We start from the raw sequence: 22,290 nt of genomic DNA on the forward strand, positions 1-22,290 counted from the left end.
TCTTTTGAAGCGAATCTACCACAGGGCCTTTTATTACACAATCGGTATAATGATCATGACACTGGGCATCGCCTTGACCATCCAGTCCAGCTTAGGAACTTCTCCATTTGATGCTCTCCTCGTCGGCCTTCACCGGACATTCGGGTTGACAATCGGCAGCTGGGAAATCGTCGTGGGATTCAGCATGATCGTCTTCAATGCGGTTGCCGAAAGAAGGCGTCCGGAACTGTTAGCTTTAGCAACCTCATTGTTAACAGGCGCCGGTATCGACTTCTGGGTGTTTACCATCGAAGACTCGATCCATCCTGACCTGTTCTTCCCACAATTCATCTGTGTAATGAGCGGCATGGTGATTGCCGGGTTCGGAATCGCCTTGAATTTACAAGCAGATTTCGCCCCTAATCCGTTTGATCGGATGATGCTTGTCGTAAAAAAACTGACAGGGTGGAACGTCTCCATTTCACGAGCCCTTATAAGTATAGTACTCGTCATCCTCGCTGCCTTCTTCGGAGGAGCGATCGGCATTGGTACCTTGTTGATCACTTTGATGAGTGGCCCTATCATCCACGTATTTATGAACGTCATTGAAAAATTCGACCGTCGACTTTACCCCACACAAACATTAAAAGAGTCGTAACGCCCATGGAACGGCGCTACGACTCTTTTATTATAAGTTCAGCAAATCTGATTCAGGAGAATCGTACTGTGTTCCTACATTTGTAAGTCACCCTGGGGACCAAAAAACTCGTAATGAATCCGGTCGTTTGGAACTTCCCATTCTAATAGTGAATGATATACAGCCTTCATGAACCCTTCCGGGCCGCAGAAATAAAAATCTGCATCATATGGGACAATCGATTTCATCCACTGTAAATCAATGTATCCTTCTTTTTCAAATAAGCCTTCATGAACATCTTCTTCACTCGGCTGCTCATAGACGATATGGGAAGTACAGCGCTCTGTATTCTTCAGCTCTTGTTTAAGTCCATGGACATTTCCATTTCTAGCCGCATGAATATAGTGGACCTCACGTTCAGGCTGAGCCTGCTGGACATATTTCCACATGCTCATAAGGGGAGTCAATCCTACACCTCCACTGATGAGCACCAGTGGCCTCTCAGTATGATCATCTAAATAGAAGTCACCCGCAGGAGCACTGACAGGTAAGTATGTTCCTTTGTTCACATGATCATGCAGCCACGTAGAAACAACCCCATCAGGATGATTTCCTGTACCACTTTCTCTTTTCACACTAATGCGGAAGTAATTCTTCCCAGGTGCATCAGATAAACTATACTGACGCAAATGATCATAGGAGTCCCCGGGGATTTTTGCCTTAATCGTCAAATATTGACCTGGCTTAAAGATAGGCAGTACACCTCCATCAGAAGGTTCCAAATAGAAGGAAGTAATCTCTTCGCTTTCTTCCACTTTGTCAATCACTTTAAAATCCCGGAACCCGGTCCAGCCCCCCTCTTGTTTTTCAGTTTCCTCATATAAATTTTCCTCTACGTTGATGAATGCTTGTGCAATAACGCCATAAGCTTCGCCCCATGCTTCTATAATATCGTCGGTAGCCGCATCGCCAAGCACCTCTTTGATCGCGATCAATAAATATTCTCCGACAATCGGGTAGTACTCAGGCTGGACGTTCAAGCTCACATGCTTTTCTGCAATTTGTTTCACTCTCGGGAGAATCACTTCTAAATGATCGATATGTTGAGCAGCAGCATATACCGTATTCGCAAGTGCCCTCGGCTGTTCCCCTGCCCGTTGGTGCGTTTGATTGAATATATTTTTCAGTTCAGGATGGTCTTCAAACAAGCGTTTGTAAAAGTGGGTTGTAATCGCTTCCCCGTGCTCCGCTAAAACAGGTACCGTTGCTTTGATTGTTTCAATCGTGGCCTCATCTAATGGTTTTTTTACAATTGCAGACATATGAAAACCCCTTAAAAGATGTATTTTAAATACACCTTTATTATATAAATATTTAACTCTTAAAAGCAATATTATAAATACATCTTTTGTGACAATTTAAAGTCCATACCCCTTTTAAGACACAAACCCGTTCTTATGATAAGATGAAAAAAAACAAGAATGAGGGTTAAAGCTGATGCGCTTAAAAAAATATACAGATTATGCCCTGAGAGTACTGATTTTGACGGCATCTAAACGAGAGGGAGAACTTGCAACCAAAAAAGAGATTTCTGAAGTCTTTCATATATCTGAAAATCATTTGGGGAAAATCATCCATGAGTTGAACAAATTAGGATTGATAGAAACCATCCGAGGCCGTTCTGGGGGCATAAGGTTAGCTAAAGATCCTGAAGAGATCAATGTAGGCAGTGTCATCCGGGCGATGGAAGATGACTTTCATTTACTTGAATGCTTCGACTGTGCCACTAATTATTGTGTCATCACACCAGCCTGTAAGCTAAAGCATGCTCTGCACGAAGCTTTACGTGCTTTTTTGAATGTCCTGGACGGGTATACATTAAAAGATCTACTAGCCAATCAAGACGAATTACGCGAATTAATGGGGCTGGAGTGAATAGGACCACAAACCGCAAAGACCCAGACCGCAACCGGGAACACGAAAAAGCCAGCCCTCCGAGAGACCAGGACCTGGCATTTCTGTATAAACAAAAAAACCGCGAAGTCTTAGATAAGACGTCGCGGTTTTTGTTTACGCTACTATTCAGTAGAGTATGGTAATAGAGCCATCTGACGAGAGCGTTTGATAGCTTTCGTCAATTTACGCTGATACTTTGCAGAAGTTCCTGTTACTCGACGAGGAAGAATTTTTCCACGATCAGAAACGAAACGTCTTAGCAAATCAACATCTTTAAAGTCGATGTGTGTGATTCCGTTAGCAGTGAAGAAACACACCTTTTTACGTTTTCCGCGTCCACGACGTGCCATGTAGCATTCACCCCTTCCTTTTTAAAATGGTAGATCATCATCTGATATATCGATAGGTTCCCCATTGTCTGCGAATGGGTCTTCATTTCGTTGATTGTTGTTATCATTATTATTTGAACCGAAGTTATTTCCTGATGGTTGTTGATTCTGATTTGATTGGAATCCTGAACCTCCACGATTTCCTCCGCCTTGGGAAGAACCTTTGGATTCTAGGAATTGTACGCTATCTGCAACTACTTCTGTTACAAACACACGCTTGCCTTCCTGATTATCGAAGCTTCGGGACTGCAAGCGTCCATCGACTCCGACAAGACTGCCTTTACTCATAAAGTTAGCTAAGTTTTCAGCCGCTCGTCTCCAAACAACACAGTTGATGAAATCGGCATCGCGATCTCCCTGGTTGTTGGAAAATGGGCGGTTGACGGCGATTGTAAAGTTGGCGACGGCTACTCCGTTTGGCGTATAGCGTAAATCAGGATCCTTCGTCAATCTGCCGGCTAATACGACACGATTCAACATCAGAACCACTCCTTATTTGTCATCTTCACGCACTGCGATGTGGCGGATAATATCATCCGTGAACTTCGCTTGACGGTCGAATTCATTGATTGCATCACGTGTACCTGTGAAATCAATCGTTACATAGATCCCATCACGGTAGTCGTTAATTTCGTAAGCAAGACGACGCTTGCCAACTTCTTTAACTTCTTCAATCTCCGCTCCGTTATCAGTCAGGATTGTGCTGAAACGATCTTTGACAGATGTTTTCGCTTCCTCCTCGATATCTGGGCGGATGATATACATGATTTCGTATTTTCTACTCATCCGTTTTCACCTCCTTATGGACTTGACGGCTCCTTTTCTTTGAAAGGAGCAAGGAGTAATTCGTTTAATTACTCACAATTTAGTATTGTATCAAAGTTGTCCAAGAATTACAACCTTTAAACGGAAGGATCCCTGCTTATACGTTAAAACGGAAATGGATAACGTCGCCATCACGAACTAAATACTCTTTACCTTCTAAACGGACACGACCACGGTCACGAGCCACGCTCATGGACTCCGCGTCTACGAGGTCTTCATAGGAGACCGTCTCTGCACGGATGAACCCACGTTCGAAGTCCGTGTGAATGATCCCTGCCGCTTGTGGGGCGGTCATCCCCTCTTTGAATGTCCACGCCCTTACTTCCTGTTCGCCTGCAGTAAAGTAAGTGGCTAAGCCCAGCAAATTATAAGTTGCTTTGATAAGCTGATCAAGACCAGATTCCTCGATACCGAGGTCCTCCAGAAATTCATCTTTCTCTTCGCCATCAAGCTCAGCGATTTCAGATTCGATCTTGGCACAGACGACAATGACTTCTGCGCTTTCTTTTGCAGCAAATTCACGGATTTGCTTCACTTTATCGTTATCTGCTTCTCCTATTTCATCTTCACTCACATTAGCCACATAGAGGATCGGCTTCGAAGTCAGTAGATGAAGGCCTTTGACGATCTTTTGCTGGTCACTGCTGAACTCAACAGCTCGTGCCGGTGTTTCTGCCTCCAAAGCATCTTTGATCTTTTCAAGAACGGCATATTCAGCTACTGCGTCTTTGTCCTTTTGACGAGCCATTTTTGCCACTCTGTCCATACGCTTGGAGACTGTTTCAAGATCAGCTAATATCAATTCAAGGTTGATCGTTTCAATATCTGTAATCGGATCGACCTCGCCGGAAACGTGTGTGATATTTTCATCTTCAAAGGCACGTACGACGTGAGTAATGGCGTCGACTTGACGGATGTGAGATAGGAACTGATTCCCGAGTCCTTCCCCTTTACTCGCCCCTTTGACGATGCCGGCGATATCAGTGAATTCAAAAGCTGTTGGAATGGTTTTCTTCGGTTTGACAAGCTCGGTCAACTTCTCGAGCCGGGGATCCGGAACTTCCACGATCCCTACGTTCGGATCAATGGTAGCGAAAGGATAGTTGGCCGACAAAGCGCCTGCTTGTGTAATTGCGTTAAATAACGTAGATTTCCCTACGTTCGGTAAACCTACGATTCCTGCTGTTAGTGCCATATAAGACTTTCACTCCTTAAGGATTTACATACATGTATGTCAGTCATTTCAATTATAGATACTGTACTTGAAAATAACAACCTATGCAAAAACAAGAATAGACAGGTCTCCCCGAAGATTCTCCCTGCTTCTGCCAGGAAAAATTAAATAATCCGATCGCTCATTGGTGAAAACTACTTGTTCGTCCTTTTTTCCGCTCTTTATCATTTATAGTCAGTGAAGTTATTTTCTCCAACCTCCTACAATAAAAAGCCAAGCACCTGAAACGAGGCCACTGTTGATTCCACGATGAGCGGTCGGTGGTGACACCTGCGGGAACAGCGCGAGCCGAAGATCCACTTGGTCAAGTGATCTTCTTGACCAAGTTAGCTGAGGCAGTGCCCGCGGCAAGCTCCCACCGACAAGCGATTCGTGAGAAGCAACAACAAACTTTAACAGCTCCTCAAGATGGAAAAGGGTTTTTCAGTAGCTCCCCTGAAACAGCTCTCCTTTATTAAACAAAAGGCTTTGTTAAAGGTTGTTGTTGATTTTTTTATGAGAGTTATTCAGTTATATGGCAGGATTCTTGAAGAATCAATTTCGAGATAATCAGGGCTCGTTGCCATGTTGACCTTCAGGGTTGGTTGGGAAGCAACTCGCTTTCCTGTGGGGGACCTGGCGAGCTTCCTCGGGCTACCGCCCTGTGGGATCTCGCCTATCTCCTTCTCCCACGGGAGTCTCGCAGCTTCCCCACCAACCCATTCTGATATATGTGAGAAACGCCCCCCCTTACTCAGGAGGATTGTCTTCACCATCCTTGTGTTATAGTCGTAAAATGCTTTATATCAAGCTCTCATGATCAGAATATCTTCCTCTACTTCCCTTAAGCTCATAGATGCTTATTCCGGAAGTCGTTTCGAGAACCTCATATGGTAAAGGGGCGGAGGGAAACGGTGAGACTCCTATGGGATGTGCGGGACAGCTGAGACCCCACAGGACTTTAAAGTCCGAGGAGGCTCAGCGCCCGCCCCATGGAACGCGAACCTTTTCCCGCAGCCCCTAAACTCTCACTGAAGTCTCGAAACTGAGTCATACACAATAAGGAGCTTATATAAAAAAATCAACACTGAAATTTAACAGAGCCAAACAAAAAAGAATCCTACCGCAGGGCGGAAGGATGATGGGTATCATTCACTTGTTTCCAGCACTTTCTTCAGCTTCGTTTCAAATTTGCGGCGCGGTACTAGAACGCTATGACCACACCCTACACACTTGATACGGATGTCAGCACCCATGCGAATGATTTTCCAGCGGTTTTCTCCACATGGGTGAGGTTTCTTCATTTGTACGACGTCATTTAAATGGTAAGTTTTTTCAGTCATCCGCAGTCCCCTCCTTATTCATCAGCACCTTGCTTACTGCTTGGTTCTTCTTCCCGTGAATACATAACCATACGCGGGAATGGAATCTCAATGCCTTCAGCATCTAAACGGTTCTTCACTTCTTTCCGGATCGCACGTGCCATCGCCCAGTGCTCCATTGGATGCACTTCACAAATAATCCGCATGACGACATCTGATGCCCCCAGGTTTTGAATCCCTAACAATTCTGGTACTTTGAGCATGGATTCATACCGTTCAGGTAATTCTTCCATTAAAGCTAAGATGACTTTTTCTGCTTTTTCCACATCTTCTTCATAAGCGATGCTCACGTCTACTACTGAAATACTATTGTGAATCGAGAAGTTGGTCACCTGTGTAACGTTCCCATTTGGTAATATATGGACTTCACCTGTCCATGCTTTCACTTTACAAGTCCGTAAACCGACCTCTTCGACAAAACCTTCGACTCCAGATGTCTGGATATAATCCCCTACGGAAAACTGGTCTTCGAAAATAATGAAAAACCCTGAGATGACATCCCGGACAAGGTTTTGAGCACCAAAACCGATCGCTAACCCAGCTACTCCCGCACCTGCCAGAAGTGCTGCTATGTCCAGAGTGAAGGTGTCGAGAATCATGATGAACGCAACAAAATAGACGACATAAGACATGGTGTTCAGTACGAGTTTGTTCAATGTCGCTTCACGCCGCTGAGTGATTTGAAAAGGACCGCGTTTTTTATTAGCAAAAAATCGAGCTATGACCTTTCTGCCGATTCGAATAACCAAAAAGGATATAAATAGAATCAAACAGATTTTAATGGCACCGAGGCTAATAGTAATCCATAAATCAGCACCTGTGACATAATTGACAATTCCATCCCACTGCGACTTGGCATCCTCTACCACTTTTTCAGCATCCTCCACCGCTTCTCCTCCTGTACATCTATGAATATGACATTCATTTTAACAGGTTTCTAGCGAATTTTGAATCTCGAAAGAATAGGGTATAGGAGAAGAGAGGTCAAAACATATAAATTAAGCAATCCATATAACGGATACAGGTATTCAATCAATGTAGAAAATCCGAAAGAAGTAAAAGGCAGCATGATCGCAATGACCGCCAGCGCTAAAATCCACAGCGGCTGCTTGAGGTAATCTCTGAATCTGGTAACAAGACCGAGTGTTCCTGAAGCAGCAGTGGTGAAAATAGCGATCCAAAGCATGGCTGACATGAAAATCATCATCTCGTATGGGTAATGTTTCAATATCGCAAAAAGCGGAATCTCATACAATATGATATCTTCAGAAATTTGTATCAGACTGTTGTTATAAAGGTAAGAAACAGCTCCAAGAGTCAAACCGCTCCCGAGACTGGCAATCCATATTTCCCCTTTATGCCGCACTTGATTCCCGATCGCCCCTAACACTGCAATGAGAGGAAGGATATTCAAGGCCGTAAAAGGGAAGGCAGCCATCCAATTCCCCATTTCATGCACATGACCGAACAAGGAAAGGTCCTGGTCGGTTATGAATAAAATGAGGACGAACAACAGCCCGGAAATCAATAGTGGCAGCACAAAACTGTTCACCGCGACAATCCCTTTCACATCCCATACAAACAGAAGGACCAGGGGAATAACCATGGCCAATACACCGAACCGATAGGAGAAGTGAAATGCCTGCCATGTCGCCCCGCTGCCTGCCAACATGATCACGGTCGTCGTAAAGAGATAGATGATGATCATCCAGTCATAAACCCCGGTCAAATGCTTACCGACTACTGCCTTCAGAACAGGCAGGTAGTGTCCCGTTTGTTTTTTGAAGCTGATATCCATGATCACTTTACAACAACAAATGAACATGAGCGAGAACAAAAGGATCGCGAGACTGCTATCTTGTCCAAAGAATTGCCATAGTTCTCTTCCTGATGCATAACCGGCTCCAATCATCGTCCCTATAATCAAGAACATCCACTTGAATCCTGCTTTTACCATGACCGTTCCTCCACATCTATGTATTTGTCACGTATAGAACGACGGACAACCTTATATACTGTTACTACTATGTGTCTGGAGGAGAAGCTATGAATTTCAAGGACAAGTTTTCTAAAGAAGAAAAGCGTGTCAGCACCGATGATCCGGCTATGAGCGATACATTAAGCAGCTATCTACAGGAATGGCTTCCCCCTTCAAAAGAAATTATCGTTGCCTGTATCGGCACAGACCGGTCCACTGGGGATTCATTCGGTCCACTGGTAGGATCGATGCTTCGCGATCAACAGATCGATTCCTTCCATATCTATGGGACGCTGGAGGATCCTTTACATGCATTGAACTTGAAGGAACGGCTGATGACCATCAGGAAACACCACCCGAATCCATATATTCTGGCTATTGACGCTTGTTTAGGAAAATCCTCTTCTGTAGGTTCCGTTATTTTAGGAAAAGGCTCCCTAACCCCTGGATCGGCATTAAAAAAAGACCTTCCGCCAGTAGGTCAGCTGCATATCAGCGGAATGGTCAATGTCAGTGGTTTCATGGAGCATGTTGTTCTACAAAACACAAGGCTGCACGTGGTCATGCAGATGGCCGCAAAAGTAGCCGCTGCCATTCAACTGACAGCGGCCAAACGTCGACAGGTGAAAATGGAAAAATCGCCATTCCAAACCTTCACCACTTCTAAATATCCCATTAAGAAAAGCATTCAATAAACGCACCTTAGAACCATTGGGCAATCGCCAGCACAATTCCCACCATAGCTAAAGATGGGAGGAGATTTGCGACTCGTATTTTGGTGATTTTCAATAAATTCATACCGATGGCGACAATTAACAAACCACCTGTAGCCGTCATTTCAACAATGAATAAATCGAGTATTTCCTGGGGGACCCATCGGTTTATTTGTGTTGCCAAAAGGGCGATCGACCCTTCGTAAAGTACGACAGGAATCACGGAAAAAATGACGCCGATCCCCAGTGTAGAGGTGAGCACAAGGGAAACGAAGCCATCGATGATCGCTTTGGTAATCAACACTTCATGATCATTTCTTAATCCGCTGTCGAGGGCGCCGATGACAGCTAAGGCACCGATGACAAAGATCAATGATGCAGTAATGAAGCCTTGGGCAATGCTGGATGTTTGTTCAGGTTTCGTGAATTTCCGTTCGATCCAGCGTCCTATGTACTCCAATTTATCTTCCAAATGAATCGCTTCGCCGATAATCGCTCCACTAAGTAAACTGAGCAGGACGATGACGATGTTATCTGTTTCAAAAGCCATTTGAAGACCGATCAACATTACAGCGAGACCGACCCCGCTCATCACCGTTTCTTTGAATTTTTCAGGGATTTTCGTAAAAAACAGCCCTAATAGGGTACCGACGACTATACATAAGCCATTCACTAATGTTCCTAATAAAACCATATGATTCTCTCCAGTTCCATCCGTTTTACAAACAAGAATCCATCAGCCACAGGCTGCTTGACGATCACTCTTTATCATCGAACATTTCAAGTATCCGTTCTAAATCCTCTTCATTCATGAATTCAATTTCGATCTTTCCCTTACGCTTTCCTTTATGAATCTTCACAGCTGTCCCTAAGCGTTCTTTCAAGTTTTCTTCCCGCTCTTTCAAAAAAATATCCTTAGGGGCAGGTTGTTTCTTAGGTTTCTTGTTTTGATTGATTTCATTGATGATTCGTTCAACTTGACGGACGTTAAGAGACTCTCTTTCAATACGGGCGACGAGATTGTATTGCTGCTCTTTATCCTTTAAGGCAAGCAGAGCACGCCCGTGGCCCATCGTCAACTTTCCATCATCGATCTTAGATGTCACTTCCTGCGGCAACGACAACAAACGCATCAGGTTAGCGATATGGGAACGGCTTTTCCCTAAACGTTTCGAGAGAATATCCTGGGTCACATTCAATTCATTGATCAACGATTCATATGAACGCGCTTCTTCAATAGGGGATAAGTCTTCACGCTGCAGGTTTTCAAGCAAAGCAAGCTCCATCATCTGTTCGTCAGTCAAGTCCTTGACGAGAGCGGGGATGGTTTCGAGACGAGCGGATTGAGCTGCCCGGTACCTGCGCTCCCCGACGACGATTTCATAGCCTTTGATGCTTTTTCTGACGATAATAGGTTGAAGAATGCCGTGTTCTTCAATCGATTGCTTCAGGCCGCTCAACGCTTCTTTATCGAATTCCTTACGAGGTTGATAGGGGTTGGGGCGGCAATCTTTTACTGCTATTTCCTGGAGTTGTTCTTCATCAATGGTTTCCGAACTATTGAAAAAAGCACCAAGACCTTTACCTAACCCTCTCTCCATTCACGATCACTTCCTTTGCTAGTTCTAGATAGACTTCCGCTCCTCTGGACTTCGCATCGTAAAGAATGGCCGGTCTCCCATGACTCGGCGCTTCACTCAACCGTACATTACGAGGAATAATCGAGCGATAAACTTTGTCCTGGAAATACTTTTTCACTTCTTCAATGACCTGAATCCCAAGATTTGTACGGGCATCCAACATGGTCAGGAGAACTCCTTCAATCATCAATTGCCTGTTCAAATGTTTTTGTACGAGGCGGACCGTGTTGAGCAGCTGGCTGAGACCTTCGAGGGCGTAATACTCACATTGGACGGGAATTAACACGGTGTCAGAAGCAGTCAAGGAATTGAGCGTCAGCAAACCTAACGAAGGAGGGCAGTCGATGATGACATAATCATACTCATGCTTGATTTGGTCGATGGATTTCTTCAGGTGTACTTCTCTGGAAATGGTGGGAACGAGCTCTATCTCAGCACCAGCGAGTTGAATGGTGGCAGGAATCGCATCCAAATTACTCACTTGGGTCGAAGTCCTCACTTGTCTGGCCTCCACACCATCTACGAGAACGTTATAAATACACTGTTCCATCTCACCTTTATCAACACCCACCCCACTGGTCGCATTTCCCTGGGGGTCAATATCCACTAAAAGAACTTTATAATCCAAGTAAGCGAGACAAGCACTCAAATTGACCGCCGTCGTCGTTTTACCGACGCCCCCTTTTTGGTTAGCGATTGAAATCACTTTTCCCATGATGTCACCTACTCTTTCTCTTTTCTACCATCTTACCATTTAATTGAAAACATAGGCCCAATGACTTAAAAAAATCCCATCTTCACAAGCAGTCAAAGATGGGGAAAAGAAGCTATGATTTTTTCTTCGGTATTTTGATAGTGATTTGGTAGTAGTCCTCATGATCTTCTTCGTTTGTTTCCAAATCAACACCTGTGTCTGTCACCATATTCAAGGACTGACGAATCGTATTCATAGCAATTCTCATATCCTTGTTGACGCCTTTGAGTGTCGGCTTTTTCTTTTTTGGTTTAGGATCACTAAGCTTCGCGATCCGCTCTTCCGTTTGCTTCACATTCAGCTGTTTTTCAATAATCTCTGTCAGGATCGTTTCCTGGAGCTGTGGATCTTTCAAACCGATCAAAGCACGAGCATGGCGTTCTGTAATCTTTTTATCCATAATCGCCTGTTGGACGGAGTCTGGAAGCTTCAAGAGGCGAATCTTATTCGCAATGGTCGATTGACTCTTTCCGAGGCGTTGAGCCAGTGCTTCCTGGGTAAGCTCATGGAGTTCGATCAGCTTCGAATAGGCCATCGCTTCTTCAATTACCGTCAACTCTTCCCGCTGCAGGTTTTCAATGAGAGCGACTGAGGCTGTTTGGGAATCATTCATGTCACGGATGATCGCAGGAATCGTTTCCCATCCAAGGGACTGGACGGCCCTCCACCTGCGTTCACCAGCAATCAATTCAAACTCTTCTTCATTTAACCGACGGAGAACGATCGGCTGAATCATCCCATGCGTATGTATCGTCTGGGCGAGTTCGCTAATCTTCTCGTTGTTAAATATCGCTCGAGGCTGGTAACGGTTTGGCTGCACACGTTCTACTGGAACTTGTACAACTTCATCGGGGTTGTAGCCTTCTTCTTCATTGTTGTCATTATCCGAATCCGGTTTTTCCCCTAGCCCGAATAAACGACCAAAAGGATGTAACACGATCAGACACCACCTTTATACGATCGAGCATACGCTTGCACTCGTTTTAATCCTGTATATTGAAATATAAAAAGCGCCGCAGGCTTTTTGGCTGCTGCGCCTACGTATGCCGTTTTTCATTTCTTTATTTATTTTATCATATTTATTCTAGTAAAAGTATCGTGAAGAAAGAAGAATTATAGGACCTTTTTGTCGAAAAAATCTGATTCCGAGGGCATAAAAGGCAAAATTCCGCGATTTCAACGACCTATTTTCGTGACTATTCATGACAAATCGAGTCGATATATTTTCTCGTAAACTCCTTATCTATCAGCTTATAACTTCTACTACTCCAGTGCAAACATGCCGATCTGAATAATGCAGAGAGCTTCTTCAAAGGGGGACGTATGAATTTTTTGTAAGTGGTCTTTGAAAAGGGGCATGGGAAGCGGGCTGATTACCCTTTACTCATATCAAACAAGGAATTTTTACTTCCCATAAAGCAAACAAAGCCTAAACCAATCAAAAAAAAGGAAAGCTGTACTCATTGGAAAAATAAACGGTTAGATGAATTTTAAGGAAGATACAATATATGTTAAAAATTCCACATTATTCGTTTTCAATACTCTATATTGATCCTTGCTGGATTCACTCCAATGTTTCTCGCTTGTGCTGTCATGGCCTTGGTAGAAACTTCGATTCCGATCAAACCGAAGAAGCAAACGACCACAATCCCACCCTAGAGGCTTACAACAATATTTTTCCACAGCAAAAAACAGTAAAAGCGAGGTCCTTTACAACCAAAAAAGGACCTCGCTTTTTTATCATGTTTCACATGAAACAATCATTTCTATTCCTGTAACTAATCCATACACATCGATATCTTTATATTCCCCCCGGTGGTAGAGGTCATGTTTTAATGTTCCTTCATAACTAAGCCCGGCTTTTTGCATCACTTTTGTTGAGGCAGGGTTCGTAGCTATCGCTGCAGACCAGATTCTGTGTAGATTGAGGTCGTTTAAACCGAATTCAACTATTTTTCCAGCCGCTTCGGATGCGTATCCGTTATTCCAGAAAGGTTTTCCGACCCAATAAGCAAGTTCCCCTTTCGAATGCTTCTGATCGACCCGCAAAGTCATCGTTCCGACAAGCTCACCCGTCGCTCTTAAAATCATCGCCAGAGGAAAAGCGGTTCTACTATCAATCCAATTTGCGTGCTCGGCAATCCATTCCTCCGCTACCTCCAGGGTGTAGGGGTGGGGGACGAATGTCGTTGCTGCCACTGCTTCATCACCCGCCAGCTCAGTAACTTGCTGCGCCAAATCCTTGGTAAAAGGCTGTAAATCCAGACGTTCAGTATGTAATTTCACTCCCATAGACATCTACTCCTTTTCCATATGTAATCCCACACCTACTTCTACGCTCAAATGAGGGAATCCTTTTTTGGAAATGAAAAAATGTAATAAAAGTCGAACTTTGTGGAAAGATGAGCACAAATGGTCAAAAGCATTCGTATACCTTTTGACAAAAAAATAAAAGAGCAGGTGATGGAATGGATATTCAACAAAATTTCAAAGCAGGTGATATCGTATATGTCATCTACCGCAATCCACATACGTATGATGTTGCCAATGTCCAGGAAGCAGCAGTAGTCAACAGTCCAGAGAGTGCTGGTGAACTGGCTCTTTTTCTATATGAAACCTATTTTCCTCTTGATGAAAACATCGCTGTCTATGCCTCAGAAGGGGAAGCAGAACGTGCTTACCATGATGCTTTTGGCGGCGGAGCAGAATCGGAGGGTGAGCTGTGGTAAAACCTTTTATACCTGAACTTGTTTACATGGAACCGAGGGCTCTTGAATACCCCTTAGGCCGGAAATTGAAAGAAAAATTCGACGATATGGGCATCGAAATCCGTCAAACAACTTCACATAATCAGGTTCGTAATCTGCCCGGTGACAACGACTTCCAAAAATATCGGACGGCTAAATCAACCCTTGTCGTCGGTGTTCGGAAAACACTCAAATTCGATACGTCCAAACCTTCTGCCGAGTATGCTATCCCGCTTGCAACAGGCTGTATGGGTCATTGCCACTATTGTTACTTGCAAACAACGATGGGTAGCAAACCGTATATCCGCACCTATGTAAATGTGGAAGAAATATTTGATGCAGCAGAAAAATATATGCAGGAACGCGCACCAGAGGAGACAAGGTTCGAAGCTTCCTGCACCTCAGATATTGTAGGAGTCGACCACCTCACTCATTCCTTGAAACAGGCGATCGAGTACTTCGGCGAATCCGAACATGGCAGGCTTCGCTTTGTGACTAAATTCGCCCATGTCGATCATTTGCTTGATGCCAAACACAATGGCAGGACACGGTTCCGCTTCAGTATGAATGCTGATTATGTGATTAAATATCTAGAGCCCGGGACCTCACGCTTGAATGAACGCATTGAAGCGGCAGCGAAAGTCGCAAAGGCCGGGTATCCATTAGGTTTCACCATTGCACCTATTTACTTATACGAGGGCTGGAAGGAAGGATATCGCATCCTTTTCGAAAAATTACACGATCGACTTCCGGATTATGCTACGAAAGATTTGACCTTCGAGCTTATTCAACACCGCTTCACAAAGCCGGCGAAACGAGTCATCCAAAAAAACTATCCCATGACGAAACTTGAGATGGATGAAGAAAAACGTAAATATAAGTGGGGGAAATACGGAATTGGTAAGTATGTCTACCAAAATGATGAACAGGAAGACATGAAACAAACCCTCGGCGGCTACATCGATCAATTCTTTCCCGAAGCACGCTTGGAATACTTCACATAAGAAAGAGGCGTCATAAAGAGGAGGCCACTGAAAAAACCTTTTCAATCTATAGGAGCTGTTAAAGATTGTTGTTGATTCACACGAATCGCTTGTCGGTGGATGCTTGTCGCGGGCACGGCCTCAGTTAACTTGGTCAAGAAAATCACTTGACCAATTGGATCTTCGGCTCGCGCTGTTCCCGCAGGCGTCACCACCGAACTCTCATTGTGGAAGCAACGGAGGCCCATCTAAAAAGAGTGATTTTCATTGATTTATAAATCAAAGAAAATCACTCTTTTTTGTCCAATGTAAGAACTACATAAAAGTGAGGGATACGATGTTAGACCGCCAATTATATATGAACTTCAGTCCATTTTGAAGACGACCACCTGGAACGAAGGGAATGTGCGAGACTCCTGCGGAAGTATTATGCCTGTCGAGACCCCGTAGTGAGAAAGATCGAGGGGATTTGACCGTACAACCGCGGAAAGTGAGTACATTCCATTCAATCAACCTCCATTGCAAATTGGATGAATTTAAGAGAATATCCCATATTCAGTAATATCAACAGAAATCTTCACATCTACAGGCAGCTCAGGATAAGCATCCTCCCATTTCTTCAAGTCAAAGCTTGCTCTACGGGATTTAGCAAAGTGCCCCAAGCCGAGTGGGTCGATGTTTTCCTCTTTGAACATCTGGATCATTTCATTCGCTTTCTTTTGATAGAAGTCCTTAAAAGTTTTTTCCATTTCTTTCGCTAAACCCTTATTGATATCCTGATGGATACCTACCATTTCATTAACGACAGCCTTCATCTCTACATTTATTTCGAACTCCGGCTGATCCGATGTCCCCTTCAAACGATATTCTACGTGGGAGCCGATGTTGTCCATTAGGATGGTACCTTCTTTGAAATCCAAATCCTGCATCCCTTTTTTGAAATTCTCCTTCATCATTTTAAAAACAAACACATCAGAATCGGGGATTTTCCTTACTAATTTTCCATTATTGAGAAAACCAATTCCTGAAAGTTCAACATAATCATTCTTACTCGATAAAATAGGAAGGTATCCATCCATTCCTTCAGCATAATAGGCATACAAATAATCGTGTAAACTCGTTTTTGGAAAATTGAAATGCATATTATTCTCTATCAAACCCTGTAGATATTTTGATGTCGTTTCATCCTGGGTATATCCTCCCTCAATCAACGACTTCGCCTCTCCTTCGGTAATGCCGATATACATGTTACGGCTCAACCTCGGATCCCGACTGAGAACATCGATGATATCTGAAATATCTTCTTTCGCAAGCTCTTCACTATATAAAGTCACGGCTAATTTTCCGATAGTGATCGGTTTGGAAGACTGCTTTTGTATTTCCTTTTCTACATCTTTGACTGAATCTGCCCTAACACTCAAATAAAGCTCTGAAGCAGAGGTTTTCTTTTCATCACGGCCATATTGTGGAATGGAGACAGTTCCTTCGATTTTTTCCTCTTCTCCACGGTCGTAGCCCGCAATTTCAATGATGGCATTTTCCTCGACACTTTGATTGGGCATACATCCTACAAGTAGAAAGCACAGAACTATGCTTAGCAGCAAACGGGTCTTATTGTTCATTTTTTTTCCTCACTTTATCTGAGATAGTCTTTAGGACCAGAAGGACAGGGACGTATAATAATATATACATTCCCACTTGACTAGAAAAATTGTTAAGTGTGTTAATGAACGCTCTGCCCCCAGTTAGTCCTGAGCCTAAAAAAAGAACAAAACAAAAAGCCAGCAAAACATACTTCTGTTTTATTTTAAAAACACGTTTAGGAATACGTGTAGCCCCCCACAGCCCGAGGCAGACGTTAGGTAAGATCACGTATAACCACATGGCAATCCCTACATATTCAAAACGTTCAATAAATGGAAATTCGACAATTTTCCAGGCTGAAATCGTCCCCCATGTGACCTGTCGCAATTGTGCCTCACTGAAATAAACAGAGGTAACGATCATACTGATCAAATAAATCATTGTTGTATAAAAGACTCCCATGTGCGCCCATTTCTTCGATTTTTCAGCATTTTTAATGAATGGATAGTAAATTAAAAGAAATTCCAGACCGAGGAAGCTGAGCACGCTTGCTTTTGTCGCTCCCATGATGTCTGTAAAGCTGTGACTGATTCCTGGATAAATCGTCATTGTATGCCCTGCCTGCACCGGGAAGAATTTCAATAAAAGAAGTGGAAGACCGATGGCGACGCTAATTAAACAAACGCCTGTAATAACACGGAATCCTCCAGTCACTAAGTAATACACAAGTAAAATTAAGATGAAGGCAAAAATCCACACATGGAGACTTGGGAACATCCATACTTGGATGACTTCAATGAACGTGACGATGACTGTAAACGTCAACAGAAGGAAGTAAGCGCAAAAAATCATGCTTAACAATCCTCCCAAGTATTTGCCAAACACCTTCCTATGAATTTCCACAATATCGCCCCCTCCATTTTGTAAGAGGCGATAGATCATCCAAAGGATTACGTGAAGAATCCCGCCGGCCACCAGCAAGGCAATCCACGCATCATATCCTGCTTTCTCGACAAGAAATTGCTCAAATCCAAGAATTCCGACACCAACTTGCATCGCGTGTATTAGAAAAAATACATAGGCGGGTGTAACCAAATAGTTTTCTGGTATATTCAATCCACTATTACCTAGTTTATTCATCGATATCCCTCTTTGCCTTGGCACGTTTGCCATCCATCCTTCCCGAGTCCTGTGTACGCATCAGAATAGGACGTTCCGTCTGTTTACTGAATGGTAAACGGATGAATGCATCTTTCAAATCGATAATCCTTAGTGGATAGATCGGTTCAAAGAAGGGTCTGCCGATCGATTGCAATTTAATCAGGTGTCCAATGAAAAAGACCATACACATGGATATTCCTATCAAGCCCCACAATTGGGCTCCAATGATAAAAGGAAAGCGGATCAGACGAATGGTATTACCGATTTGATAGACAGGCGTCGTAAAGGAAGCAAGGGCACTCAAAGCCACAATAATCAACAGGACGTTACTCGTAAGACCAGCATCAACGGCAGCCGTTCCGATAACGATACCACCTACGATACCGATTGTTTGACCGATTTTCGTCGGCAGCCGTGCTCCCGCCTCTCTCAGCAGTTCAATGGTAAGCTCAAGAACGATGACCTCAAGGATCGGAGGGAAAGGGATGTCCGACCTTGAGGAAACAATGGTCGCCATCAATTCTCCCGGAATCATTTCATGATGATAGGTTAATATCGCTACATACAAAGGTGTACTCAATACGGAGAAAATGACGGCAAATAATCGGATCAAGCGAAAAGCAGAGGCTAAATGCCATGGTAAGAAATAGTCATCCGCTGCCCCGAAAAATTCCACAACCGTAGTCGGGCATGTTAAAGCATGTGGAGACCCATCCACCAGAATGGCGACCTTGCCTTCCACAAGTGTTCCGACTACCCGGTCTGGTCTTTCTGTATCTAATAATTGAGGGAAAGGAGAATTGGAATTATCTGCGATCATCTGTGTAATAAATGAACTGTCAATCATTTGGTCATACTCGATATCATTCAAACGCTGCTTTACCGTTTCCACATTGACAGGATCAACAATTCCATCAATATAGACAACAGAAACACGGGTTTTTGTCACTTTTCCAATATTCAGTTCACTGATGGTCAATTGTGGAAGAGGGAGACGCTTTCGAATTAAATTCAAATTCGTATCCAATGATTCAACAAAAGCCTCTTTAGGACCGACAACACTGAATTCCACTTCAGGAATTCCTACATCCCTTGCTTCTATAGAAGTAGCAGGAATCAGTAACACTTTTTCATCTAATTCCTTTAGTTGAATCATTACAGAGCCGATCATTACTTTCTCTCTTATAATATCTAATTGGTCTGTTACTTCTACTTTTTCTATCGGGATTTTCCGTTGCATTTCTTCTAAAGAATGTAAATGAGTATTTTTAAGGAGAGGCAGTACCTGCTGGTTGATGAATTTTGGTTCATTCATCGTTTTAATATAAGAAATTGTGCAAGAAGTATCTCCTGATAATTGATAACGCACAAAATCATCAGATTCACCCAGAGTCTTAAGGAAAGACTCCAAGGATTCATGATTAGTTGAATTCCCCTCGGACTGCTTCTTCTGTTGTTTAGGCTTCTGCTTCCATTTCCACATGACAAACTCCTTACTTGAGGGTCAGACGTCTAATGCTTAAAGAAATTTCTATTATATTTTCTGCACCAAGTAATAATTTATACCCGTTCGGAAAAGATAGACAGAGAAACAAGGAGGACGAAAATGCTGTATGCCTATATCAGTCCATTCATTATTCTTATTGCCATGTTTACAGCGGCTTTTTTTGTCATTGATTGGCTGGCAAAGCTCTTCATTTACACATTCATTGTAAATTTAATGTGCTTACCCTTTTTTATGCTTTACAAAGAGGAAGTCAGCCAGCGTACGTCGCAATCATCACCTCAGGAGGAATCGAACCATGTCTCAAAAAATACTGACAGCCAATGAAATCGGAGTGTTATGGACCCAATACATGGAAAATAGTATGACACTTCCACTACTTGATTATTTTGAGAAGACTTTAGACGATGATGAGATTCGTCCCCTTCTCGAAGTAGCGAAGCAAACTGCAAACAATGGAGTCAGTCAATGTACACAGATCTTTAAAGACGAACACTTACCTGTTCCTCACGGATACGGAAAAGAAGATGTGAATCTAAACGCCCCTAAGTTATTTACGGATGCCTTTATTCTCAATTTCCTTGAACACCTCGGGAAAGTCGGTCTAACTTCCGCCAGTTTATCCTTAGGAACCTCAGCCAGTGAAGAGGTAAGGGGTTTTTTCACTAACCGAATAGAAAGACAGAGCGTCCTTTATAACCAATGTGTCGAGCTCGGAATGAATAAAGGCTTATACGTAAGGGCTCCCCAAGTGGAAATCCAGGACCAAATCGAGTATGTCAAAGGAAAAAGCTATTTACATCCTTTCAATAAACGTTCGTTGAATGCCATTGAAATCTCCCACTTATTTGAAAACTATAAAACGAATTCAATCGGTGAAGTGATCTGTCAGGGGTTTGCTCAATCAAGCAAAAACCAAACCATTAAGAAGTATATGAGAGAAGGAAAAAAGCTCTCTATTAAGCACCGTAAACTTTTTTCAAGTGTACTGGACGAGTCCGGTATTCAAACTCCGATGACTTCTTCTAATTTCCTAACGATGGCTACAGACCCAGTATTTTCAGACAGATTGATGATTTACTTGATAGGCGTATTAAGCTCTGCAGGGCATGGCAATTATGCAACAGCATCATCAGCAAGCTTAAGGTATGACCTCATCTTCACTTATCAAAGATTGTCTGTCGATATTGCTATGTATGCTAAAGATGGGATGGATATCATGATCAAAAATGGCTGGTTTGAAGAACCGCCTCAAGCCCCGGACCGGCAGCAACTCATCCAATAACCTTTAGCGGAAGAGGAATATATATGAATGAAAAACGTTTAGAGATTTTGTTATGGAGCATCGCCTTTCCAGGGTTCGGTCAAATTTTGAACGGTCATGTCCTGAAGGGGATTGCTTTCATCATTTTAGAAGTCATCATTAACCTTAATAGCTCGTTCAACATGGCCATCATCTTCAGCTTTACCGGAGAAATCAATCAAGCAATTGAAGTGACGGACTATCAATGGCTCATGTTTTATCCATGTGTGTATATGTTCGCTGTTTGGGATGCTTATCGCTTTGCTGAAGCACAGCATCCTCCTTATGCCTATTTACCTTTTGCATTTTCTGCCTATACCGTAACAGTAGGACTCATCTTTTCTCCCGTTTTTGAAATTGCCGGCACCCCACTCGGACCTGTATGGCTGCCGATTTTATTTCTCATACCAGGCATCATAATAGGAGTTGTAATCAAACGAATTTTACTCAGCAAAAATCCTCCTCATTCAACATCATGAGGGGGATTTCCTTATTTTCTTAAGATTTGGGCTTACATTGATTGCGTTTGAAATATCCCAAATGGTGGAATGAGACTTTACAAATCATCAATTGAGGAGGAGTTTAGGTATGACTCGTTACAATCGGCAAACCGAAGGACAACCAGGCCAGGAACAGGAAAAACAGCCAGGATTGGAAGGTAAGATGAACCCTTCTCCGTTACAGGCGGACGATGATTATCAAAGTGGAAATAAATTAGCAGGTAAAGTTGCGCTCATCACCGGTGGCGACAGTGGTATTGGCCGCTCTGTAGCCATTGGATATGCCAAAGAAGGCGCTGACGTAGCTATTTCCTATCTGGAAGAACACGAAGATGCTGAATATACAAAGAAGCAAGTGGAAGCTCAAGGCCGCCGTGCGATTTTAATTCCGGGAGATGTAGGTGAAGAATCTGTCTGTATAGATGCCGTGAATCGGACGGTCGATGAATTGGGACAGTTGGATATACTCGTCAATAATGCTGCCGAACAGCACCCGACTGATGATATTTTGAATATTTCAGCCGAGCAGTTAGAAAGCACATTTAAAACTAATATCTATTCAATGTTCCACTTGACCAAAGCAGCGATTCCGCATTTGAAACAAGGTAGCTCCATTATCAACACCGCTTCCGTGAATCCATATATCGGTAACCCCGAACTGGTTGATTACACCGCGACAAAAGGAGCTGTGGTCGGATTCACCCGCTCCATGGCTAAACAGCTCGTGGATAAAGGAATTCGTGTCAACGGCATTGCCCCAGGACCAATTTGGACTCCATTGATCCCATCAACATTTTCTGATGAAAAAGTGGAGCAGTTCGGAACCAACACACCGATGGGACGTCCTGGGCAACCGGTGGAGCATGTCGGCAGCTTTGTCCTGCTTGCCTCTGATGATTCCACCTACATGACAGGCCAGTTCATTCATATCAATGGCGGCATGTTCACCTCCAGCTGATCGACGGTTGAGGAGTATGAGCCAATGAACGGACTTGTGACACTACAAAAAATTCCGTATCACTATTAGTGATACGGAATTTTT

At 43.4% G+C, this 22,290-nt stretch carries 27 protein-coding genes; 10 read left to right on the forward strand and 17 right to left on the reverse strand.

Annotated features, from left to right (window positions below):
* Nucleotides 1-4 precede the first annotated feature (4 nt).
* Nucleotides 5-637, forward strand: coding sequence for a YczE/YyaS/YitT family protein (locus ACTWPX_RS02830; RefSeq protein WP_206659610.1), 633 nt, complete (start codon nt 5-7; stop codon nt 635-637).
* Between the two features lie 74 nt (nt 638-711).
* Here ACTWPX_RS02830 and hmpA read toward each other — a convergent pair whose 3' ends face one another.
* On the reverse strand, nt 712-1,938 hold the full coding sequence (gene hmpA, locus ACTWPX_RS02835) for an NO-inducible flavohemoprotein (protein ID WP_443118428.1): 1,227 nt from the start codon (nt 1,936-1,938) through the stop codon (nt 712-714).
* A 175-nt stretch (nt 1,939-2,113) separates the two neighbouring features.
* Here hmpA and ACTWPX_RS02840 point away from each other — a divergent pair, with 175 nt between their 5' ends.
* Nucleotides 2,114-2,551 (forward strand): Rrf2 family transcriptional regulator, encoded by a 438-nt coding sequence (locus tag ACTWPX_RS02840; RefSeq protein ID WP_443118429.1) that lies wholly within the window; start codon nt 2,114-2,116, stop codon nt 2,549-2,551.
* A gap of 143 nt (nt 2,552-2,694) precedes the next feature.
* Here the strand turns inward: ACTWPX_RS02840 and rpsR are convergent, their stop codons facing one another.
* The 4 genes from rpsR to ychF all read right to left on the reverse strand — a co-directional run bounded on the left by rpsR (nt 2,695) and on the right by ychF (nt 4,981).
* Nucleotides 2,695-2,922 carry a 30S ribosomal protein S18 gene (gene rpsR / locus ACTWPX_RS02845; RefSeq protein WP_128525168.1) on the reverse strand — a complete coding sequence of 76 codons (228 nt, stop codon included), beginning with the start codon at nt 2,920-2,922 and terminating at the stop codon, nt 2,695-2,697.
* 21 nt (nt 2,923-2,943) lie between these two features.
* Nucleotides 2,944-3,441: a single-stranded DNA-binding protein gene (gene ssb / locus ACTWPX_RS02850; protein ID WP_128525167.1), complete on the reverse strand. Its 498-nt coding sequence runs from the start codon at nt 3,439-3,441 to the stop codon at nt 2,944-2,946.
* Between the two features lie 12 nt (nt 3,442-3,453).
* Nucleotides 3,454-3,747, reverse strand: coding sequence for a 30S ribosomal protein S6 (rpsF, locus tag ACTWPX_RS02855; RefSeq protein ID WP_128525166.1), 294 nt, complete (start codon nt 3,745-3,747; stop codon nt 3,454-3,456).
* A 136-nt stretch (nt 3,748-3,883) separates the two neighbouring features.
* The gene (gene ychF / locus ACTWPX_RS02860; RefSeq protein ID WP_443118430.1) at nt 3,884-4,981 is read right to left on the reverse strand and encodes a redox-regulated ATPase YchF; all 1,098 of its coding nucleotides are present in this window, start codon (nt 4,979-4,981) and stop codon (nt 3,884-3,886) included.
* 299 nt (nt 4,982-5,280) lie between these two features.
* On the opposite strand from ychF, the gene ACTWPX_RS02865 reads away from it, so the two are divergent.
* A complete protein-coding gene (locus tag ACTWPX_RS02865; protein WP_443118431.1) occupies nt 5,281-5,478 on the forward strand; it encodes a hypothetical protein in 198 nt (65 codons plus the stop codon).
* 669 nt (nt 5,479-6,147) lie between these two features.
* Here the strand turns inward: ACTWPX_RS02865 and ACTWPX_RS02870 are convergent.
* The 3 genes from ACTWPX_RS02870 to ACTWPX_RS02880 form a co-directional block, all read right to left on the reverse strand.
* Nucleotides 6,148-6,342, reverse strand: coding sequence for a DUF951 domain-containing protein (locus ACTWPX_RS02870; RefSeq protein ID WP_128525163.1), 195 nt, complete (start codon nt 6,340-6,342; stop codon nt 6,148-6,150).
* 14 nt (nt 6,343-6,356) lie between these two features.
* Nucleotides 6,357-7,250, reverse strand: a complete 894-nt coding sequence (locus ACTWPX_RS02875) for a mechanosensitive ion channel family protein (RefSeq protein WP_206659664.1) — start codon at nt 7,248-7,250, stop codon at nt 6,357-6,359.
* Nucleotides 7,251-7,318: 68 nt separating this feature from the next.
* Nucleotides 7,319-8,338 (reverse strand): YkvI family membrane protein, encoded by a 1,020-nt coding sequence (locus tag ACTWPX_RS02880; RefSeq protein ID WP_128525162.1) that lies wholly within the window; start codon nt 8,336-8,338, stop codon nt 7,319-7,321.
* An 89-nt stretch (nt 8,339-8,427) separates the two neighbouring features.
* Here ACTWPX_RS02880 and yyaC point away from each other — a divergent pair, with 89 nt between their 5' ends.
* Nucleotides 8,428-9,054 (forward strand): spore protease YyaC, encoded by a 627-nt coding sequence (yyaC, locus tag ACTWPX_RS02885; RefSeq protein WP_128525161.1) that lies wholly within the window; start codon nt 8,428-8,430, stop codon nt 9,052-9,054.
* Between the two features lie 7 nt (nt 9,055-9,061).
* On the opposite strand, the gene ACTWPX_RS02890 is transcribed toward yyaC, so the two are convergent.
* The 5 genes from ACTWPX_RS02890 to ACTWPX_RS02910 form a co-directional block, all read right to left on the reverse strand.
* Nucleotides 9,062-9,766, reverse strand: coding sequence for a DUF554 domain-containing protein (locus ACTWPX_RS02890; RefSeq protein WP_443118432.1), 705 nt, complete (start codon nt 9,764-9,766; stop codon nt 9,062-9,064).
* A 64-nt stretch (nt 9,767-9,830) separates the two neighbouring features.
* Nucleotides 9,831-10,673, reverse strand: coding sequence for a ParB/RepB/Spo0J family partition protein (locus ACTWPX_RS02895; protein WP_443118433.1), 843 nt, complete (start codon nt 10,671-10,673; stop codon nt 9,831-9,833).
* Nucleotides 10,654-11,427, reverse strand: coding sequence for a ParA family protein (locus ACTWPX_RS02900; RefSeq protein ID WP_128525158.1), 774 nt, complete (start codon nt 11,425-11,427; stop codon nt 10,654-10,656). Before ACTWPX_RS02900 ends, ACTWPX_RS02895 begins: the two co-directional genes overlap by 20 nt.
* Before the next feature lie 112 nt (nt 11,428-11,539).
* Nucleotides 11,540-12,403 carry a nucleoid occlusion protein gene (noc, locus tag ACTWPX_RS02905; protein ID WP_443118434.1) on the reverse strand — a complete coding sequence of 288 codons (864 nt, stop codon included), beginning with the start codon at nt 12,401-12,403 and terminating at the stop codon, nt 11,540-11,542.
* 803 nt (nt 12,404-13,206) lie between these two features.
* Complete coding sequence (locus tag ACTWPX_RS02910; RefSeq protein WP_443118435.1) at nt 13,207-13,758, reverse strand: GNAT family N-acetyltransferase; 552 nt, start codon at nt 13,756-13,758, stop codon at nt 13,207-13,209.
* A gap of 176 nt (nt 13,759-13,934) precedes the next feature.
* Here ACTWPX_RS02910 and ACTWPX_RS02915 point away from each other — a divergent pair, with 176 nt between their 5' ends.
* Both ACTWPX_RS02915 and splB read left to right on the forward strand, forming a co-directional pair.
* Nucleotides 13,935-14,195: a transcriptional regulator SplA domain-containing protein gene (locus tag ACTWPX_RS02915; RefSeq protein WP_128525155.1), complete on the forward strand. Its 261-nt coding sequence runs from the start codon at nt 13,935-13,937 to the stop codon at nt 14,193-14,195.
* Nucleotides 14,189-15,217 carry a spore photoproduct lyase gene (gene splB / locus ACTWPX_RS02920; protein ID WP_443118436.1) on the forward strand — a complete coding sequence of 343 codons (1,029 nt, stop codon included), beginning with the start codon at nt 14,189-14,191 and terminating at the stop codon, nt 15,215-15,217. Before ACTWPX_RS02915 ends, splB begins: the two co-directional genes overlap by 7 nt.
* Nucleotides 15,218-15,258: 41 nt before the next feature.
* Here the strand turns inward: splB and ACTWPX_RS02925 are convergent, their stop codons facing one another.
* The 4 genes from ACTWPX_RS02925 to ACTWPX_RS02940 all read right to left on the reverse strand — a co-directional run bounded on the left by ACTWPX_RS02925 (nt 15,259) and on the right by ACTWPX_RS02940 (nt 19,424).
* Nucleotides 15,259-15,411 carry a hypothetical protein gene (locus ACTWPX_RS02925; protein ID WP_443118437.1) on the reverse strand — a complete coding sequence of 51 codons (153 nt, stop codon included), beginning with the start codon at nt 15,409-15,411 and terminating at the stop codon, nt 15,259-15,261.
* 321 nt (nt 15,412-15,732) lie between these two features.
* Nucleotides 15,733-16,818, reverse strand: coding sequence for a Ger(x)C family spore germination protein (locus ACTWPX_RS02930; RefSeq protein WP_443118438.1), 1,086 nt, complete (start codon nt 16,816-16,818; stop codon nt 15,733-15,735).
* A complete protein-coding gene (locus ACTWPX_RS02935) occupies nt 16,808-17,920 on the reverse strand; it encodes a GerAB/ArcD/ProY family transporter (RefSeq protein ID WP_443118439.1) in 1,113 nt (370 codons plus the stop codon). The genes ACTWPX_RS02930 and ACTWPX_RS02935 overlap by 11 nt, the downstream gene beginning before the upstream one ends.
* The gene (locus tag ACTWPX_RS02940) at nt 17,913-19,424 is read right to left on the reverse strand and encodes a spore germination protein (protein WP_443118440.1); all 1,512 of its coding nucleotides are present in this window, start codon (nt 19,422-19,424) and stop codon (nt 17,913-17,915) included. The genes ACTWPX_RS02935 and ACTWPX_RS02940 overlap by 8 nt, the downstream gene beginning before the upstream one ends.
* A gap of 123 nt (nt 19,425-19,547) precedes the next feature.
* Here ACTWPX_RS02940 and ACTWPX_RS02945 point away from each other — a divergent pair, with 123 nt between their 5' ends.
* From ACTWPX_RS02945 to ACTWPX_RS02960, 4 genes are all read left to right on the forward strand, one after another.
* Complete coding sequence (locus ACTWPX_RS02945) at nt 19,548-19,772, forward strand: hypothetical protein (protein WP_443118441.1); 225 nt, start codon at nt 19,548-19,550, stop codon at nt 19,770-19,772.
* Nucleotides 19,744-20,730, forward strand: a complete 987-nt coding sequence (locus tag ACTWPX_RS02950) for a DUF3231 family protein (protein ID WP_443118442.1) — start codon at nt 19,744-19,746, stop codon at nt 20,728-20,730. Before ACTWPX_RS02945 ends, ACTWPX_RS02950 begins: the two co-directional genes overlap by 29 nt.
* A 23-nt stretch (nt 20,731-20,753) precedes the next feature.
* A complete protein-coding gene (locus ACTWPX_RS02955) occupies nt 20,754-21,227 on the forward strand; it encodes a hypothetical protein (protein WP_443118443.1) in 474 nt (157 codons plus the stop codon).
* 109 nt (nt 21,228-21,336) lie between these two features.
* Nucleotides 21,337-22,206 carry an SDR family oxidoreductase gene (locus ACTWPX_RS02960; protein ID WP_443118444.1) on the forward strand — a complete coding sequence of 290 codons (870 nt, stop codon included), beginning with the start codon at nt 21,337-21,339 and terminating at the stop codon, nt 22,204-22,206.
* The last annotated feature ends 84 nt before the right edge of the window (nt 22,207-22,290 follow it).

This window comes from Halobacillus sp. H74, assembly GCF_052246715.1.
GTDB lineage: Bacteria > Bacillota > Bacilli > Bacillales > Halobacillaceae > Halobacillus > Halobacillus litoralis_A.